The 16,649-nt window shown below is 39.6% G+C and carries 18 protein-coding genes; 17 read left to right on the top strand and 1 reads right to left on the bottom strand.

Going from position 1 to position 16,649, the window contains the following annotated elements; genetic code table 11:
* From ADH52_RS09305 to ADH52_RS09265, 9 genes are all read left to right on the top strand, one after another.
* On the top strand, nt 1–565 hold a 565-nt coding region (locus tag ADH52_RS09305), incomplete at its 5' end, for an SIALI-17 repeat-containing surface protein (protein ID WP_049492180.1).
* Nucleotides 566–819: 254 nt separating this feature from the next.
* Nucleotides 820–1,518: an N-acetylmannosamine-6-phosphate 2-epimerase gene (locus ADH52_RS09300; RefSeq protein WP_049487328.1), complete on the top strand. Its 699-nt coding sequence runs from the start codon at nt 820–822 to the stop codon at nt 1,516–1,518.
* Between the two features lie 114 nt (nt 1,519–1,632).
* A complete protein-coding gene (locus ADH52_RS09295; RefSeq protein WP_049487329.1) occupies nt 1,633–2,958 on the top strand; it encodes an ABC transporter substrate-binding protein in 1,326 nt (441 codons plus the stop codon).
* Between the two features lie 224 nt (nt 2,959–3,182).
* On the top strand, nt 3,183–4,049 hold the full coding sequence (locus ADH52_RS09290; protein ID WP_153198773.1) for a carbohydrate ABC transporter permease: 867 nt from the start codon (nt 3,183–3,185) through the stop codon (nt 4,047–4,049).
* Nucleotides 4,050–4,064: 15 nt separating this feature from the next.
* Nucleotides 4,065–4,904, top strand: a complete 840-nt coding sequence (locus tag ADH52_RS09285) for a carbohydrate ABC transporter permease (protein WP_001192119.1) — start codon at nt 4,065–4,067, stop codon at nt 4,902–4,904.
* A gap of 226 nt (nt 4,905–5,130) precedes the next feature.
* Nucleotides 5,131–5,583, top strand: a complete 453-nt coding sequence (locus ADH52_RS09280; protein ID WP_049511020.1) for a YhcH/YjgK/YiaL family protein — start codon at nt 5,131–5,133, stop codon at nt 5,581–5,583.
* A gap of 19 nt (nt 5,584–5,602) precedes the next feature.
* On the top strand, nt 5,603–6,247 hold the full coding sequence (locus ADH52_RS09275) for a YesL family protein (RefSeq protein WP_049511019.1): 645 nt from the start codon (nt 5,603–5,605) through the stop codon (nt 6,245–6,247).
* A gap of 172 nt (nt 6,248–6,419) precedes the next feature.
* On the top strand, nt 6,420–7,337 hold the full coding sequence (locus tag ADH52_RS09270) for a dihydrodipicolinate synthase family protein (protein WP_001281497.1): 918 nt from the start codon (nt 6,420–6,422) through the stop codon (nt 7,335–7,337).
* A 17-nt stretch (nt 7,338–7,354) separates the two neighbouring features.
* On the top strand, nt 7,355–8,239 hold the full coding sequence (locus ADH52_RS09265; RefSeq protein ID WP_049487331.1) for an ROK family protein: 885 nt from the start codon (nt 7,355–7,357) through the stop codon (nt 8,237–8,239).
* Nucleotides 8,240–8,254: 15 nt separating this feature from the next.
* Here ADH52_RS09265 and ADH52_RS09260 read toward each other — a convergent pair whose 3' ends face one another.
* Nucleotides 8,255–9,106: a MurR/RpiR family transcriptional regulator gene (locus ADH52_RS09260; protein WP_049511018.1), complete on the bottom strand. Its 852-nt coding sequence runs from the start codon at nt 9,104–9,106 to the stop codon at nt 8,255–8,257.
* Nucleotides 9,107–9,295: 189 nt separating this feature from the next.
* Between ADH52_RS09260 and pbp2b the strand changes: the two genes are divergently transcribed.
* The 8 genes from pbp2b to ADH52_RS09220 all read left to right on the top strand — a co-directional run bounded on the left by pbp2b (nt 9,296) and on the right by ADH52_RS09220 (nt 16,496).
* The gene (gene pbp2b / locus ADH52_RS09255) at nt 9,296–11,353 is read left to right on the top strand and encodes a penicillin-binding protein PBP2B (RefSeq protein WP_080976085.1); all 2,058 of its coding nucleotides are present in this window, start codon (nt 9,296–9,298) and stop codon (nt 11,351–11,353) included.
* 10 nt (nt 11,354–11,363) lie between these two features.
* The gene (recR, locus tag ADH52_RS09250) at nt 11,364–11,960 is read left to right on the top strand and encodes a recombination mediator RecR (protein WP_049487334.1); all 597 of its coding nucleotides are present in this window, start codon (nt 11,364–11,366) and stop codon (nt 11,958–11,960) included.
* A 316-nt stretch (nt 11,961–12,276) separates the two neighbouring features.
* Nucleotides 12,277–12,552: a hypothetical protein gene (locus ADH52_RS09245; protein WP_049487335.1), complete on the top strand. Its 276-nt coding sequence runs from the start codon at nt 12,277–12,279 to the stop codon at nt 12,550–12,552.
* Nucleotides 12,553–12,555: 3 nt separating this feature from the next.
* Complete coding sequence (locus ADH52_RS09240; protein WP_042750678.1) at nt 12,556–12,912, top strand: hypothetical protein; 357 nt, start codon at nt 12,556–12,558, stop codon at nt 12,910–12,912.
* A complete protein-coding gene (locus ADH52_RS09235; RefSeq protein WP_049511017.1) occupies nt 12,903–14,471 on the top strand; it encodes a virulence protein in 1,569 nt (522 codons plus the stop codon). The genes ADH52_RS09240 and ADH52_RS09235 overlap by 10 nt, the downstream gene beginning before the upstream one ends.
* 9 nt (nt 14,472–14,480) lie before the next feature.
* On the top strand, nt 14,481–15,110 hold the full coding sequence (locus ADH52_RS09230; RefSeq protein ID WP_049511016.1) for a hypothetical protein: 630 nt from the start codon (nt 14,481–14,483) through the stop codon (nt 15,108–15,110).
* Between the two features lie 52 nt (nt 15,111–15,162).
* Nucleotides 15,163–15,690, top strand: coding sequence for a hypothetical protein (locus ADH52_RS09225; RefSeq protein WP_049487338.1), 528 nt, complete (start codon nt 15,163–15,165; stop codon nt 15,688–15,690).
* A gap of 179 nt (nt 15,691–15,869) precedes the next feature.
* Complete coding sequence (locus tag ADH52_RS09220; RefSeq protein ID WP_049487339.1) at nt 15,870–16,496, top strand: TipC family immunity protein; 627 nt, start codon at nt 15,870–15,872, stop codon at nt 16,494–16,496.
* Nucleotides 16,497–16,649: the final 153 nt, after the last annotated feature.

Raw genomic sequence — 16,649 nt, 5'->3', positions numbered from 1 at the left:
TGCAGTAACTGAAGAAGCTCCTGAATATACAGGTCCATTGGCAACAGTGGGAGAAGAACCAGCGCCAACAGTAGAAAAACCGGAGTTTACAGGTGGAGTGAATGGAGTAGAAGCTCTTGTAACAGAAATTCCTGAATATACAGGTCCCTTAGCAACAGTGGGAGAAGAGCCAGCACCAACAGTAGAAAAACCGGAATTCAAAGGGGGCGTAAATTCAGTTCTAGCAGCTTCAAATGAGGTTCCGGAATATAGAGGTGGTGCTAACTTTGTCTTGGCAGCTTCAAATGCTCTTCCTGAGTATAAAGGAGGTGTCAATGGAGCTGAGGCAGCAATCCATGAAGTGCCAGAGTACAAGGGAGAAACCAAACCAGTCTTAGCAGCTGCAAACGAACGTCCAGCTAAGAAGTTATCTCTTGGACAAGGTGCTACTTATCAAGCACCAGCGGCTAAACAAAATGAGCTTCCAAATACTGGAAGCAAAGAAAACACAACCCTTATTTCTATAGGATTAGTGGCAGGTCTCTTATCCGTCTTTACATTAGGAAAGAAACGAAAAGAAAACTAGACTAGGTCTTGAATAAAATGAATTTAGCTCATCGTTAATGATAAAAGAGATGGCTCATTTGAAAGATGGCTATCTCTTTTTATCATTTTAGATACTGAGCGAATTGAAAATAAGACAGTGCTGAAACTACTTTCAGAAACTGCTGTTCTATAAAATACTTTTGAAACTGAAATCTATTCTACCACAAAGTATTGAAAGCGCTTTAAAAATAATATATAATGAACCCATAAGAACAAAGAAAAGGAGGAAAGAGGATGCCACAGATTACTAAAGAAGCCTTGATTGCACAAATCAAAGATGGAATCATCGTTTCTTGTCAGGCCCTTCCTCACGAACCGCTCTATACAGAAGCGGGAGGAGTCATTCCCTTGCTGGTCAAAGCGGCTGAGCAAGGTGGAGCAGTCGGTATCCGAGCAAACAGTGTTCGTGATATCAAGGAAATCAAGGAGGTCACAAAACTTCCAATCATTGGGATAATTAAACGAGATTATCCACCACAAGAACCCTTCATCACTGCTACTATGAAAGAAGTTGATGAATTGGCAGAACTTGATATAGAGGTAATTGCTCTGGATTGTACCAAGCGTGAACGCTATGATGGTTTAGAGATTCAAGACTTCATTCGTCAGGTTAAGGAGAAATATCCTAACCAGCTCTTGATGGCTGATACAAGTACTTTCGAAGAAGGATTGGCAGCTGTTGAAGCAGGAATTGACTTTGTCGGAACAACTTTATCAGGATACACATCTTACAGTCCAAAAGTGGATGGTCCCGATTTTGAATTAATTAAAAAACTCTGTGATGCCGGTGTAGATGTCATTGCAGAAGGGAAAATTCATACACCAGAACAAGCCAAACAAATCCTTGGATATGGAGTGCGAGGCATCGTTGTTGGTGGCGCTATTACTAGACCAAAAGAGATTACAGAACGCTTCGTTGCTGGTCTTAAATAACACAATCTCAAAAAAGAGGAGAGTGGTGGATGCGTCGGATAAAATGAAAACGTATACAAGTTCAATCTTACTCATTATCCAATATGGATACGCTTATCAATTAGGAGAATACAAATGAAATTTAGAAAACTAGCTTGTACAGTACTTGCGGGTGCTGCGGTTCTTGGCCTTGCTGCATGTGGTAATTCTGGCGGAAGTAAAGATGCTGGAAAATCTGGTAGCGATAGCGGAAAAACAGAAATCACTTGGTGGGCATTCCCAGTCTTCACTCAAGAAAAAACTGGTGACGGTGTTGGAACATATGAAAAATCAATCATCGAAGCGTTTGAAAAAGCAAATCCAGATGTAAAAGTGAAATTGGAAACCATCGACTTCAAGTCAGGTCCTGAAAAAATCACAACAGCTATTGAAGCAGGAACAGCTCCAGATGTACTGTTTGACGCACCAGGACGTATCATCCAATACGGTAAAAATGGTAAATTGGCTGAGTTGAACGACCTCTTCACAGACGAATTCGTCAAAGATGTTAACAACGAAAATATCGTACAAGCAAGTAAAGCTGGAGACAAAGCTTACATGTATCCAATTAGTTCAGCTCCATTCTACATGGCTATGAACAAGAAAATGTTGGAAGAAGCTGGAGTTGCAAACCTTGTAAAAGAAGGTTGGACTACTGATGATTTTGAAAAAGTTTTGAAAGCACTTAAAGATAAAGGCTACACACCAGGTTCATTGTTCAGTTCTGGTCAAGGGGGAGACCAAGGAACACGTGCCTTCATTGCAAACCTTTATGGAGCTTCTGTAACAGATAAAGATGTAACAAAATATACAACTGATGATCCTAAATTCGTCAAAGGTCTTGAAAAAGCAGCTAGCTGGATTAAAGACGGTTTGTTGAACAATGGTTCACAATTTGACGGTGGAGCAGATATCCAAAACTTTGCCAACGGTCAAACATCTTACACAATCCTTTGGGCACCAGCTCAAAACGGTATCCAAGCTAAACTCTTGGAAGCAAGTAAAGTAGAAGTGGTAGAAGTACCATTCCCATCAGATTCAGGTAAACCAGCTCTTGAATACCTTGTAAATGGATTTGCAGTATTCAACAATAAAGACGACAAGAAAGTCGCAGCATCTAAGAAATTCGTTCAATTCATCGCGGATGACAAAGAATGGGGTCCAAAAGACGTTGTTCGTACAGGTGCCTTCCCAGTTCGTACATCATTTGGCAAACTTTATGAAGACAAACGTATGGAAACAATCAGTGGTTGGACTAAATACTACTCACCATACTACAACACTATCAATGGCTTTGCTGAAATGAGAACACTTTGGTTCCCAATGTTGCAATCTGTATCAAATGGTGACGAAAAACCAGCGGATGCTTTAAAAGCCTTCACTGAAAAAGCTAACGAAACAATTAAAAAAGCTACAAAATAATAAGCACTAATTCAGATTGACTCCTCCCTTTTCCCTGTACATAGCTTATGTAAGAAAAGGGAGGATTTTGTTTGAAATGTAAGGAACTGTCACGAAATTAAAATGAAGTTCTTACATAAGCGAATCTTAAAAAATTTCATTTTGATTTTAAAACAGTTCAAGAAAATCCAAAATATTCTATTTGTGAAAGAGAGGTGCCGACTGTGAAAGTCAATAAAATTCGTATGCGGGAAACAGTGATTTCCTATGCTTTCCTAGCACCAGTATTATTCTTCTTTGTCATCTTTGTATTGGCTCCTATGATTATGGGATTCATTACAAGTTTCTTTAACTACTCAATGACTAAATTTGAGTTTGTGGGCTTGGACAACTACGTTCGTATGTTTAAAGACCCTGTCTTTATGAAGTCTTTGATTAATACCGTGATTCTGGTTATTGGATCTGTACCAGTTGTTGTTCTATTCTCACTCTTTGTAGCATCTCAGACATATCATCAAAATGCCATTGCCAGATCTTTCTACCGTTTCGTCTTCTTCCTTCCTGTTGTAACAGGTAGTGTTGCCGTAACAGTTGTTTGGAAATGGATTTATGACCCACTATCAGGGATTCTAAACTTTGTCCTTAAGTCAAGCCACATCATCAGCCAAAACATTTCTTGGTTGGGAGATAAAAACTGGGCTTTGATGGCGATTATGATTATCCTTTTGACTACATCTGTTGGTCAGCCGATTATCCTTTATATCGCTGCCATGGGAAATATTGACAATTCATTGGTGGAAGCAGCTCGGGTTGACGGTGCGACTGAATTGCAAGTGTTCTGGAAAATTAAATGGCCTAGCCTTCTTCCAACAACACTTTACATTGCAATCATTACAACAATCAACTCATTCCAGTGTTTCGCCTTGATTCAGTTGTTGACATCTGGTGGTCCAAACTACTCAACAAGTACACTTATGTACTACCTTTACGAAAAAGCCTTCCAATTGACAGAATACGGTTATGCAAACACTATCGGCGTCTTCTTGGCAGTCATGATCGCTATCGTAAGCTTTGTTCAATTTAAAGTACTTGGAAACGACGTAGAATACTAAAGAAAGGAGACAGCTATGCAATCTACACAAAAGAAACCTTTAACAGCTTTCACTGTTATTTCAACTATTATCTTGCTCTTGTTGACCGTGCTGTTCATCTTTCCATTCTACTGGATTTTGACAGGTGCTTTCAAATCACAGCCTGATACCATTATGATTCCGCCACAATGGTTCCCTAAAATGCCAACCATGGAGAACTTCCAACAACTCATGGTGCAAAACCCTGCTATGCAGTGGATGTGGAACTCTGTGTTTATCTCATTGGTAACCATGTTCTTAGTTTGTGCGACCTCTTCTTTAGCAGGTTATGTATTGGCTAAAAAACGTTTCTATGGGCAACGCATTCTATTTGCAATCTTCATTGCAGCCATGGCACTTCCAAAACAAGTTGTCCTTGTACCATTGGTACGTATCGTCAACTTCATGGGAATCCATGATACTCTTTGGGCAGTTATCTTGCCTTTGATTGGATGGCCATTCGGGGTCTTCCTCATGAAACAATTCAGTGAGAATATCCCTACAGAATTGCTTGAATCAGCTAAAATCGACGGTTGTGGTGAGATTCGTACTTTCTGGAGCGTAGCCTTCCCAATTGTGAAACCAGGATTTGCAGCCCTTGCAATCTTTACCTTCATCAACACTTGGAACGACTACTTCATGCAGTTGGTTATGTTGACTTCACGTAACAACTTGACCATCTCACTCGGTGTTGCGACTATGCAGGCTGAAATGGCAACCAACTATGGTTTGATCATGGCGGGTGCCGCTCTTGCAGCAGTTCCAATCGTAACAGTCTTCTTAGTCTTCCAAAAATCCTTCACTCAAGGTATTACTATGGGAGCTGTCAAAGGTTAATACTCTGCGAAAATTGAATTCAAACTACGTCAGCGTCACCTTGCCATACTTAAGTATTGCCTGCGGTTAGCTTCCTAGTTTGTTCTTCAATTTTCATTGAGTATAAGAGAATACAGAGTTATAAGTGTCTACAAAATGTTGGGTATTTGCTTACCTTAGATATTTTGTTAGACACTTATCAACTTAAGAATGATTTTAGTTAACTATCAGAAACGAAGGAAACAGTATGATTTTTGACGATTTGAAAAATATTACCTTTTACAAGGGGATTCATCCTAATCTAGACAAGGCTATCGACTATCTCTACCAGCATCGTAAAGATTCTTTCGAACTAGGTAAGTATGAGATTGACGGAGATAAAGTCTTTCTAGTTGTTCAGGAAAATGTCCTCAATCAAGCTGAAAATGATCAATTTGAGCATCATAAGAACTATGCTGACTTGCATTTGCTGGTAGATGGGCATGAATATTCGAGCTACGGTTCACGTATCAAAGATGAAGCAGTAGCATTCGACGAAGCGAGTGACATTGGCTTTGTTCATTGTCATGAACATTACCCACTCTTGTTGGGTTATCACAATTTTGCGATTTTCTTCCCAGGAGAACCTCACCAGCCAAATGGCTATGCAGGTATGGAAGAGAAGGTTCGCAAATATCTCTTTAAAATTTTGATTGATTAAAAAATCAGGAGGAGCAAATATGGCACAAAAAGGAGTAAGCCTTATCAAGGCAGCATTTGATACAGATAACTTTCTCATGCGTTTTAGTGAGAAAGTCTTGGATATCGTGACAGCCAATCTTCTTTTTGTCGTCACTTGTTTGCCCATCGTGACGATTGGAGTGGCCAAGATTAGCCTTTACGAGACTATGTTTGAGATTAAGAAGAGCAGACGTGTGCCTGTCTTTAAAATCTATCTAAGAGCTTTCAAGCAAAATCTGAAGCTAGGTCTTCAGTTAGGTCTGCTTGAGTTGGGCATTGTTTCATTAAGCCTTATAGACCTCTATCTCTTCTGGGGTCAGACAGCTATGCCTTTCCAAATGGTGAAAGCTATTTGTCTAGGCGTTCTTATCTTCCTCACTATCGTGATGTTGGCTAGCTATCCCATCGCTGCACGCTATGATTTAACTTGGAAAGAAGTGCTACAAAAAGGACTTATCTTGGCAAGTTTTAACTTTCCTTGGTTCTTCCTCATGTTAGCTATTCTCTTTCTCATTGTGATGGTTCTTTATCTGTCCGCCTTCAGTTTACTTTTAGGTGGCTCAGCCTTCCTGCTTTTTGGGTTTGGACTCTTAGTCTTTATCCAGACTGGATTGATGGAGAAAATTTTCACAAAATACCAATAGGATGGCTTGTCTATGAAACTACTTTCAAGCCATAAACATTTCAAAATTCATATCGAAACTAAAATCTAAGTGTACACAAGATGTTGAAAGCGTTTTTCACAAGGTGTATACTAAACACGTAAAAAATAAATCCTGCTTTTAGCAGAAAAAAAGAAAACTTAGGAGAAAATCTATGTCAGATTTAAAAAAATACGAAGGTGTCATTCCAGCATTCTACGCATGTTATGATGATCAAGGAGAAGTAAGTCCAGAGCGCACACGTGCCTTGGTGCAATACTTCATTGATAAAGGTGTTCAAGGTCTCTATGTCAATGGTTCTTCTGGTGAATGTATCTACCAAAGCGTTGAAGACCGCAAGTTGATTTTGGAAGAAGTCATGGCAGTTGCCAAAGGTAAACTGACCATCATTGCTCACGTTGCTTGCAACAATACCAAAGACAGTATGGAACTTGCTCGTCATGCTGAAAGCTTAGGAGTAGATGCCATTGCAACGATTCCGCCGATTTATTTCCGCTTGCCAGAATACTCAGTTGCTAAATACTGGAATGATATCAGTTCTGCAGCTCCAAATACAGACTACGTAATTTACAACATTCCTCAATTGGCAGGGGTTGCTTTGACTCCAAGCCTTTACACAGAAATGTTGAAAAATCCTCGTGTTATCGGTGTTAAGAACTCTTCTATGCCAGTTCAAGATATCCAAACCTTTGTCAGCCTTGGTGGGGAAGACCATATCGTCTTTAATGGTCCAGATGAGCAGTTCCTAGGTGGTCGTCTCATGGGTGCCAAAGCTGGTATTGGTGGTACATATGGAGCGATGCCAGAACTCTTCTTGAAACTCAACCAATTGATTGCGGACAAAGATTTGGAAACAGCGCGTGAATTGCAATACGCAATCAATGCGATTATCGGTAAATTGACTTCTGCACATGGTAATATGTACTGTGTCATTAAAGAAGTATTAAAAATCAATGAAGGACTGAACATTGGTTCTGTTCGTTCACCATTGACACCAGTGACTGAAGAAGATCGTCCAGTTGTAGAAGCAGCTGCAGCCTTGATTCGTGAAACCAAGGAGCGCTTCCTCTAATCCATAAGGAGGTATTTATGACACACTACGTTGCAATTGATATTGGTGGAACCAATATCAAATATGGTTTGATCGACCAAGAAGGCCAACTTGTTGAAACGCATGAAATGCCGACTGAGGCGCATAAGGGTGGACCTCATATCTTACAAAAGACCAAAGATATCGTAGCCAGCTATTTAGAAAAAGGCCCAGTAGCAGGTGTTGCTATTTCTTCAGCAGGAATGGTGGATCCAGACAAGGGTGAGATTTTCTACGCTGGGCCTCAAATCCCTAACTACGCAGGCACCCAGTTCAAAAAGGAAATCGAGACTAGCTTTAATATTCCTTGTGAGATTGAAAATGATGTCAACTGTGCAGGTCTGGCTGAGGCGGTATCTGGTTCAGGCAAGGGAGCGAGTGTGACACTTTGCTTGACTATTGGAACAGGTATCGGTGGTTGCTTGATTATGGATGGGAAAGTCTTCCATGGATTTAGCAATTCAGCCTGCGAAGTTGGTTATATGCATATGCAGGATGGAGCGTTCCAAGATTTGGCTTCTACCACAGCTTTAGTGAAATATGTAGCTGAAGCACATGGAGAAGATGTTGATCAGTGGAATGGCCGACGCATCTTTAAGGAAGCCACTGAAGGCAACAAGATTTGTATGGGTGGTATTGACCGCATGGTAGACTATCTAGGAAAAGGTCTGGCAAATATTTGCTATGTGGCCAATCCAGAAGTGGTCATTCTCGGTGGTGGTATCATGGGACAAGAGGCTATCCTCAAACCGAAGATCCGCACAGCCTTGAAGGAAGCTTTGGTACCAAGTCTAGCTGAAAAAACACGATTAGAATTTGCCCATCACCAAAATACAGCAGGTATGTTGGGCGCCTACTATCATTTCAATACAAAACAATCCTAGTTTGGCTAGACCAAACTAGGATTTTCTTACACGTTTTTGTCTACGATAGCCATTGAGTTTTTTATTTTCCCAATAGCTATTAAAGATTTTCTCCTTGCTTTCACGATTGATTTCCAAAAAGTAGGCATAAATCAAATCGATAAAGAAGAGCATAGGGAGTTGAGCGGATATACGTTGGATGTAGGATGACTGGCTGTGTGTGGCTACAAGAACAGTCTCTGTATAGGCCTGACTATCTTTATTGGGAACACTTGAAAAAAGTACAGTCTTTGCCCCCATCTCCTTAGCATCTAATAGACTATCTAAAATAGAAGGAGTTGAGCCAGAAAGTGAGAAACCGAGTACGAGACAATTCTCATCCATAATACTGGTTGTCCAAGCAAAACCGTCTTGATCGGTCAAAGCCTCGCAGACCACACCTAGACGCATAAAGCGTAATTTCATTTCACGAGCGACGAGGCCAGAACTCCCTGTTCCGAAGAAGTAGACACGATCAGCATCTTCGATTAACTGGGCGATTCGTTCCAGTTGTTCTTCGTCAATCAAGCCCTGTGTTTGTTCTCGCATATTACTGTAGCTTCGAAGAACTCGGTTGGTTAAAGGACTATGTTTGTGAGAATGAGTGTCCTGTTTCTTTGCTTGGTGCAGGTATTGGAAAATAAATTCTCGATAGCCTGTAAAACCACATTTTTTAGAAAAGCGGGTCAGAGCAGCTTGAGAGATATGTAATTTTTGAGTGACCTGCTGAGAAGATAAATCATCTGCAATGGTTTCAGCTTGCAAAAAATAGCGAGCGATTTCTTGCTCTAGGTCTGTCATTTCTTCGAAGTGAGAATCAATGAGGGTTGCTATATCTGGTTTGTCCATAGGGAAGGCTCCTTTAAATGAGTCATATTGAAAAAAGACTGAGTCATCGAACTTTTACATTTATTATATCATATAATGCAGGGATGGATAAATAAAATCGTATTTTCCTGTAAAATGTGAAAAACTCCCTTCTTTTTCAAAATTTCTTCTTAAATTATGGTACAATGAAGAGTAAGATTTTAAATAGAAATGAGACTGATTTGTATGAGGAAATTTAACAGCCATTCGATTCCGATTCGGCTTAATTTATTGTTTTCAATCATCATTTTACTCTTTATGACCATTATTGGTCGCCTGCTTTATATGCAGGTTTTGAACAAGGATTTTTATGAGACAAAACTAGCATCGGCTAGTAAAACAAAGGTGACTACTAGTTCAGCTCGAGGTGAAATTTATGATGCCAGTGGCAAGCCCTTAGTTGAAAATACTGTGAAACAAGTTGTTTCCTTTACTCGAAACAACAAAATGACGGCTGCAGATTTAAAAGAAACAGCCAAGAAGCTGTTAGCCTATGTAGGAGTTACTTCTCCAACATTGACTGACCGACAGTTGGCGGACTATTATCTAGCAGATCAAGATGTCTATAAGAAAGTAGTGGAAAGCTTACCACGTGAGAAACGTCTTGATTCAGATGGCAATCGTCTATCCGAATCAGAACTCTATAACAATGCGGTCGATAGTGTCCAAACGAGTCAATTAAACTATACAGAGGATGATAAGAAAGAAATCTATCTTTTTAGCCAGTTAAATGCTGTTGGAAACTTTGAGACAGGAGCCATTGCGACAGATGCCTTGACAGATACACAGATTGCCTTGATTGCTTCGGCTTCTAAGAATTTACCTGGTATTAGTATTTCGACTTCGTGGGATCGAAAAGTTCTAGAGACTTCCCTGTCTTCTATAGTAGGTAGTGTATCTAGTGAAAAAGCTGGTCTCCCAGCGGAAGAAGCAGATGCTTATCTTAAAAAAGGTTACTCTCTAAATGACCGTGTTGGAACCTCTTATCTAGAAAAACAATATGAAGAAACCTTGCAAGGGAAACGCTCGGTGAAAGAAATCCATCTAGACAAGTATGGCAACATGGAAAGTGTCGAAAATATCGAAGACGGTACCAAAGGAAACAATATTAAACTGACCATTGATTTGGCCTTCCAAGATAGCGTGGACAATCTTCTTAAGAGTTACTTCAATTCCGAGTTAGGAAATGGAGGAGCTAGATATTCTGAAGGTGTTTATGCAGTTGCTTTGAACCCAAAAACAGGTGCAGTTTTGTCTATGTCAGGGCTCAAACATGACTTGAAAACGGGAGAGCTAACGCCTGATTCCTTGGGAACAGTGACTAATGTCTTTGTCCCAGGTTCGGTTGTCAAGGCGGCGACCATCAGTTCTGGTTGGGAGAATGGAGTCTTGTCAGGGAACCAGACCTTGACAGACCAACCGATTGTCTTCCAAGGTTCAGCTCCGATTAATTCTTGGTACACTCAGGCCTACGTTTCATTCCCGATTACAGCTGTGGAAGCCTTGGAGTATTCTTCTAATGCCTACATGGTTCAAACGGCTTTGGGCATTATGGGTCAGACCTATCAACCCAATATGTTTGTTTTAACTAACAATTTAGAATCCGCTATGGGGAAACTTCGTTCGACATTTGCGGAGTATGGTCTTGGAGCCTCAACAGGCATTGACCTTCCAGATGAGTCAACTGGTTTTATACCAAAAGAGTATAATTTTGCTAATTACATTACCAATGCATTTGGTCAGTTTGATAACTACACCCCAATGCAATTGGCCCAGTATGTTGGAACTATTGCCAACAACGGTGTTCGGATTGCACCTCACATTGTCGAGGGGATTTATGGAAACAACGAACAAGGTGGCTTAGGGGACTTAATCAAATCTATTGAAACCAAGGAAATGAATAAAATTAATATTTCTGAGTCTGATGTTTCCGTCCTCCAACAAGGATTTTATCAAGTTTCACATGGTGGTAGTGCTTTGACAACCGGTCGTGCCTTTTCAAATGGCGCAGCGGTATCCATTAGCGGAAAAACGGGTACAGCCGAAAGCTATGTGGCAGATGGTCAGGAGGCAACCAATACCAATGCGGTGGCCTATGCCCCATCTGATAATCCCCAAATCGCTGTTGCAGTGGTCTTTCCTCATAATACCAATCTAACAAATGGTGTAGGACCTTCCATTGCGCGTGATATTATCAATCTGTATCAAAAATACCATCCAATGAACTAGAAAGGAACATATGCTTTATCCAACACCTATTGCCAAGCTAATTGACAGTTATTCTAAGTTACCGGGTATCGGGATTAAGACGGCTACGCGTCTGGCCTTTTATACCATTGGCATGTCTGATGACGACGTCAATGAATTTGCAAAAAATCTCCTTTCTGCTAAGAGAGAATTGACCTATTGCTCCATCTGTGGTCGTTTGACTGATGACGATCCTTGCTCTATCTGTACCGATCCAAGTCGTGACCAGACAACCATTTTAGTTCTCGAGGATAGTCGCGATGTGGCGGCTATGGAGAACATCCAAGAATACCATGGACTTTATCATGTCTTACATGGACTCATATCTCCCATGAATGGTATCAGTCCAGATGATATCAATCTCAAGAGCCTCATGACTCGTCTTATGGAGAGTGAAGTTTCAGAGGTAATCGTAGCAACCAATGCTACAGCAGATGGAGAAGCAACTTCCATGTATCTTTCACGTTTGCTCAAACCAGCTGGTATCAAGGTTACGCGCCTGGCACGTGGCCTCGCTGTGGGAGCAGATATCGAGTATGCGGACGAAGTAACCCTCTTACGAGCTATTGAAAATCGGACAGAGTTGTAAAAGTCAGTAAAAATTTAGCTCATTTTGACGTATAAGACAAGCCCTAGGAATTTTTCTAGGGTTTGTCTTTTTCGTTTTATAATGAGAGAAGGACAAATCTTGATAATAAGAATACTTCCCAGTAAACACAAAATATAAGGTATCAGAAAACGGATTTTCAAAATTCCTAGTAGCATCTCTATCAATATATTTTACTGAAGGATCAAGTTTTTTTAAGGATAAGATTGCCCTTTAGTTCGTTATAATTTATTTTGAAATCGTACTATTTTTATGTTATGATATGGTCAATATATAATTAATAAGTGGAGTTGGAAGTATGGGTGGAAAGATAAAATCTAGCACGATAGCAGCAGAGGCGGCTATTAATGAGTTGGTCGGGTATGAAACGAGCGACAAGCAAAATCAGCAGGTAGAATTTTCATATACATCTGGAATCACTGGAATGGAAGCGGGACATCAGACTTGCAATCAAATGCTTCAGGCGGTCAGTGATTTTAGTTCAGCTGTTTTGACCCAAGCAAATAAGTTTCCAGAAATTGCTCATAGGATTGAAAAACGTGATATAGAGCAAGCTAAGAGATGGAGTCACTAAGGAATGGCAGATAGAAATGAAGAAAAGCGCACAGAGATTTGGCGTAAGATTGTTAAGATAGAAGATAAGGAAGACAGACTCCGAGCAACTAAAAAGCAATATGAACAGCAGTTGACAAACTTTTACTCGGATATTCAGAGCATTCACCATCGCATGATAAATCTATTGTCTCTCTCACCCAGTTCTCGTCAGCTAATAGAGCAAATCGAAAGTGATAATAGAACCATTCAGCGACAGGTCAACTCTTATGTAGAGGAGGAACTGGATACGTTGGAAAAACAAACTAAAAAGGCTTGTCGCTCTTTCGATGAAGCCAGAGAAGAACTGATAGCGGAAAGGAATCGGCTACCATGGGAGTAAAATACAGCGCACAAGAATCACAAGAATTGATTCAGGCCATGACGAACAACCTCCGAGTCGCAAATGAAGTCACAGACCGCTTATCTAGTGGATGTGATCACCTGATTTCCTCTTTAGACTCAGGTGAGTTGACAGGAGCAGCCTACACAGCTGGTAAAGGTCTCTTTACAGAGATTATCATCCCCAGCATCAAAAAGCTCCAAGCAGCGATAGATGATATCCAACTAGAGTTGACATCCTACAAAGATGCGGATGCTCAGATCTCTGGATATGGTGATTTGGACCTAGACCAGCTTAAGGAATTGAAAAAGCTGAGAGAAGAGCAGTTAGCTATCGTAGAAGCTCAGATTCAAGTGAGGGAGAACTGGCTAAATCAAATCACAGACCTTTTTAGTCTCAATTGGGGGAAAGCCTTCTCTGAGAAGACCATCCTCTACAATACCAAGTTTCAAATCGAGTCGGGTATTCAGGATTTGGATGATAAGATTGAAAAACTAGAATTTTTTGTCTCACAGGTATCCCAGTATTTCAGTGATAGTCTAGAAATCCTTAGCTTAGCGATTCAAGGAGCTACGCAACTAAGTAAACTCATTGTTGATAGCGATGGCAACTACTATGCGGACGGTCTGGACATGAATTGGGTACAGAAAATGAAGGATGTGAAGATTGTTTCGCATGCCAAGAGAGATTTTCAAGACTCAGAAACTCGTGCCATCAATAAAGCTTCTAGAGATATGATGCTATCGGACGATGGAGATGCCTACTATCGTGCCGAATTAGAGAAGCGCTTAAAAGGTCACGACAAGTCCGAATGGGATAAAATAATCGACGACTATAATCACACTCTTAAGATTGATGAAACAGGGAATATCATTGACATTTATCCATTTGAACAAGGTTATGTCGTTTCAAAAAATGGGAAATACGATGCCGACTATACTCATTTGGTTAACAAAAAGTTTGATGAACTAAAAGCACAAAACTTTGAAGCAAATTCAGCCGAATTTTGGAGTGGAGTAGCTCAAATATTCTCTGGATTGGGAGTTTACTTTGCGAGTGGCGCCCTCGAAGTTTTGAGTATAATGGCTGGTCCGCCAACAGCAGGGACAAGTATCGTAGCTGGTACGGCAGCATCAGTAACAGGGGTACAATATGGGAATGTACTGATAGCTAGTGGAGCAGTAACTAGCTTATCAGCTATCACAAAGACGGCCTTACAAAATGGCGAAATTCAGGTTAATTATTCTAGCAACTATGACAGCTGGCAGGCTAATAAACCAACGAGTAAGACTTTTGGGACTGTTGAAGGAAAGATTGGAAGTAGAAAAGGGAATATTCGTGTGGATGCAGAACCAAATAGTGGTAAAATTCAGGTTCAATCTGGAAGTGGGAAAGCTGGCTATACATTGAATGAGGATATTCCTTATACCCAGATAACTGATCCTCAAAGCGCTAGAAATTGGCTTGATTCAATATCTAAGTTGAAAAAATTGTCAAATTATGAGAAAAATCAATTAGTTAGATTTATTTTGAGAGCTGCTGAATTCTTGAGAACGTAGGAGTAAAATATGAGATTATATATTAAAGGTGATTACACCAAAGAAATTCCGTTTGATTATATAGAACTAGCGAAGAGAATGTGGTTTGACACTAAAGATTGTAAGCCAGTAGATTTTTCTTACTTTGGGAATACTCGCCCATTTAAAACAGACCCAACTATTCACTTGAAATTGAATAAGTGGATGCATGATAATAGATGGAATAATGTTCAGTTGAAAGAAGGGATTACCAACAAATTTGGGAGTCATGTATATGAAAATCTTGAATTAGATTTTGAAGACAATCCAGCAACAGACTATCGAGAAAAAGGAGACTGTCTACGTTTAGCTTCTACCCACCTTGACCTTCTCACTGTTGATAAAAGAGCTATGTATATTATGGCCATTGAAATTGCGACTGCTATTGATGGTCAGATTAGCGAAGATGATAAAGAGAGCTGGTTAAGTGTGGAGGAATTTAAAAACCGACATGAGGATACCCTTTCGATGAGTTATGAAGAGGCTAATGAGCTGAGTTTGGAAGAAATTCCATTTATGGACGATGTGAGAGACCCAGTCTGGGAAGAAGATGACCGCAGGAATGAAGAATACATCAAAATCCATGGCGAGCCAGTTTATGACGATGAGGAAGACGAGTGATAATTTACAATAACACTTATTTGAAAGAGAGTGTTGAATAAGGGGAAGACTAATGCTAGATAAATTAAAACAGTTTAAATTGTTGATTGTATTGTTTTTGTTTCTGTTAGCGATTCCTTTATATTTTACTTACAATCATTTCCAACAATCTAGTGTTTTAAAAGAAGCCTTTGAGAAAAATGAGAGAATTGAAGTTCTTCATCATTTAATGGCATCAGGAAAATATGCGTCTGACATCCGTAAAGCAGGCTATGTCGTTCCTCCCGATGGAGCTATTCGACTGGATGGAGGAATTGACTCCATAGAGATAAAAGGAGACATCGATTTCAAAATATCGCATCCTGGACGGAATGGGGTTACTGCTTATTTTGAAATAGAGATAGATGGTAAAATAACTAGTGCACTATATGAATTGGATAAGAACTTTGATATAACTTCTAGCACCTATTTTCAAATAAATGAAAAAAATATAAATGAGAGAGTGAACATCTCTCAATCCGAAGAAGAGCGACTATTAAAAATTGTTCAAAAAGAGCTTGAGGATTTCATGGAAAAGATGTATCAGACTTTGTATGGATAGTTTACCAGAGAAAGTAGTTTCTTGCTCAACACAATGCTGTATGAACAACTGGTTGTGTTGAGGAATTTTACTAGAAAAAGATACCGTAGATAAGCTACAAAAAAATTACCCAAGTACTTATAATTTCATTCGAAATATTGAAACAGGTAATCAAGAATTGACAGAGATGAGGTGATTAGATGAGGAAGAAAAAATTTGTAATTTTTTCATTGTTAATGGTTCTATTATTATCTTTCTCTGGTTTTCAGTACTATAAATATCAGAGAGTTCATAATATTTTTGATGAAATATACTACGAAGAAAGTGATTATCACAATTATACATTTCTCTGGAAAGGGCGAGCTTTTTATAAGTTAAAAGGTTTAAAAATTATCGATAATGGATCTCAAGATTTATATAAACATTCTATTGATTATAAAAGTGTAAATTTACCAAACACTATTCATTCTCTAGGTTATTATTTTTATTTTGGATTTCAGGAGATGACGAAAGTTGGGATAGAAATGCGTTTGAGACTGCCAGATACAGAGACAACCATAAATGTAGATTACCAGTACGATGTAAACAATCAGCAATTAGAACGGTTTATGTGGTACTATGATGATGAGAGTACAGGATATTTTCAGCAATCTCAAATAGAAGCCTTTCTAGTGGAGCATGGAAAGACTGTCGATGAGATTCGCAAGGAAGCAGATAATGTACTCCGTAATAAAGTCCTTAAAGACTGGACCACTATCTACTCTAGTCGTTTTAGCCCAGATAATTGGGGAGAATTGACAGTTAAGGATATATGGAGAACAGAATAACAAACGAAACGATGAGGCAATAGTGTTATACAGGTAGGTTGCTATGACAGAGTACTTAAGAACATTTTATTGTATTCGATAGCTTTGGTCTGCTTTCTTTTGGGGTGACGGAAGAAGACCCCTACACTATCACCATCACCAATGTAGACGACA

The sequence above is a fragment of the Streptococcus pseudopneumoniae genome, assembly GCF_001072665.1.
GTDB lineage: Bacteria > Bacillota > Bacilli > Lactobacillales > Streptococcaceae > Streptococcus > Streptococcus pseudopneumoniae_S.
This window is presented reverse-complemented; position numbering and strand designations above follow the sequence as displayed.

Bases quoted from the DNA above. Each gene is read 5' to 3' on its own strand.
- ADH52_RS09235 (WP_049511017.1), top strand. From the start codon at position 12,903: ATGGGAGTAAAATACAGCGCACAAGAATCACAAGAATTGATTCAGGCC.
- ADH52_RS09240 (WP_042750678.1), top strand. From the start codon at position 12,556: ATGGCAGATAGAAATGAAGAAAAGCGCACAGAGATTTGGCGTAAGATT.
- ADH52_RS09300 (WP_049487328.1), top strand. From the start codon at position 820: ATGCCACAGATTACTAAAGAAGCCTTGATTGCACAAATCAAAGATGGA.
- ADH52_RS09285 (WP_001192119.1), top strand. From the start codon at position 4,065: ATGCAATCTACACAAAAGAAACCTTTAACAGCTTTCACTGTTATTTCA.
- ADH52_RS09275 (WP_049511019.1), top strand. From the start codon at position 5,603: ATGGCACAAAAAGGAGTAAGCCTTATCAAGGCAGCATTTGATACAGAT.
- ADH52_RS09230 (WP_049511016.1), top strand. From the start codon at position 14,481: ATGAGATTATATATTAAAGGTGATTACACCAAAGAAATTCCGTTTGAT.
- recR (WP_049487334.1), top strand. From the start codon at position 11,364: ATGCTTTATCCAACACCTATTGCCAAGCTAATTGACAGTTATTCTAAG.
- ADH52_RS09265 (WP_049487331.1), top strand. From the start codon at position 7,355: ATGACACACTACGTTGCAATTGATATTGGTGGAACCAATATCAAATAT.
- ADH52_RS09295 (WP_049487329.1), top strand. From the start codon at position 1,633: ATGAAATTTAGAAAACTAGCTTGTACAGTACTTGCGGGTGCTGCGGTT.
- ADH52_RS09260 (WP_049511018.1), bottom strand. From the start codon at position 9,106: ATGGACAAACCAGATATAGCAACCCTCATTGATTCTCACTTCGAAGAA.
- ADH52_RS09280 (WP_049511020.1), top strand. From the start codon at position 5,131: ATGATTTTTGACGATTTGAAAAATATTACCTTTTACAAGGGGATTCAT.
- ADH52_RS09245 (WP_049487335.1), top strand. From the start codon at position 12,277: ATGGGTGGAAAGATAAAATCTAGCACGATAGCAGCAGAGGCGGCTATT.
- ADH52_RS09290 (WP_153198773.1), top strand. From the start codon at position 3,183: ATGCGGGAAACAGTGATTTCCTATGCTTTCCTAGCACCAGTATTATTC.
- ADH52_RS09225 (WP_049487338.1), top strand. From the start codon at position 15,163: ATGCTAGATAAATTAAAACAGTTTAAATTGTTGATTGTATTGTTTTTG.
- ADH52_RS09220 (WP_049487339.1), top strand. From the start codon at position 15,870: ATGAGGAAGAAAAAATTTGTAATTTTTTCATTGTTAATGGTTCTATTA.
- pbp2b (WP_080976085.1), top strand. From the start codon at position 9,296: ATGAGACTGATTTGTATGAGGAAATTTAACAGCCATTCGATTCCGATT.
- ADH52_RS09270 (WP_001281497.1), top strand. From the start codon at position 6,420: ATGTCAGATTTAAAAAAATACGAAGGTGTCATTCCAGCATTCTACGCA.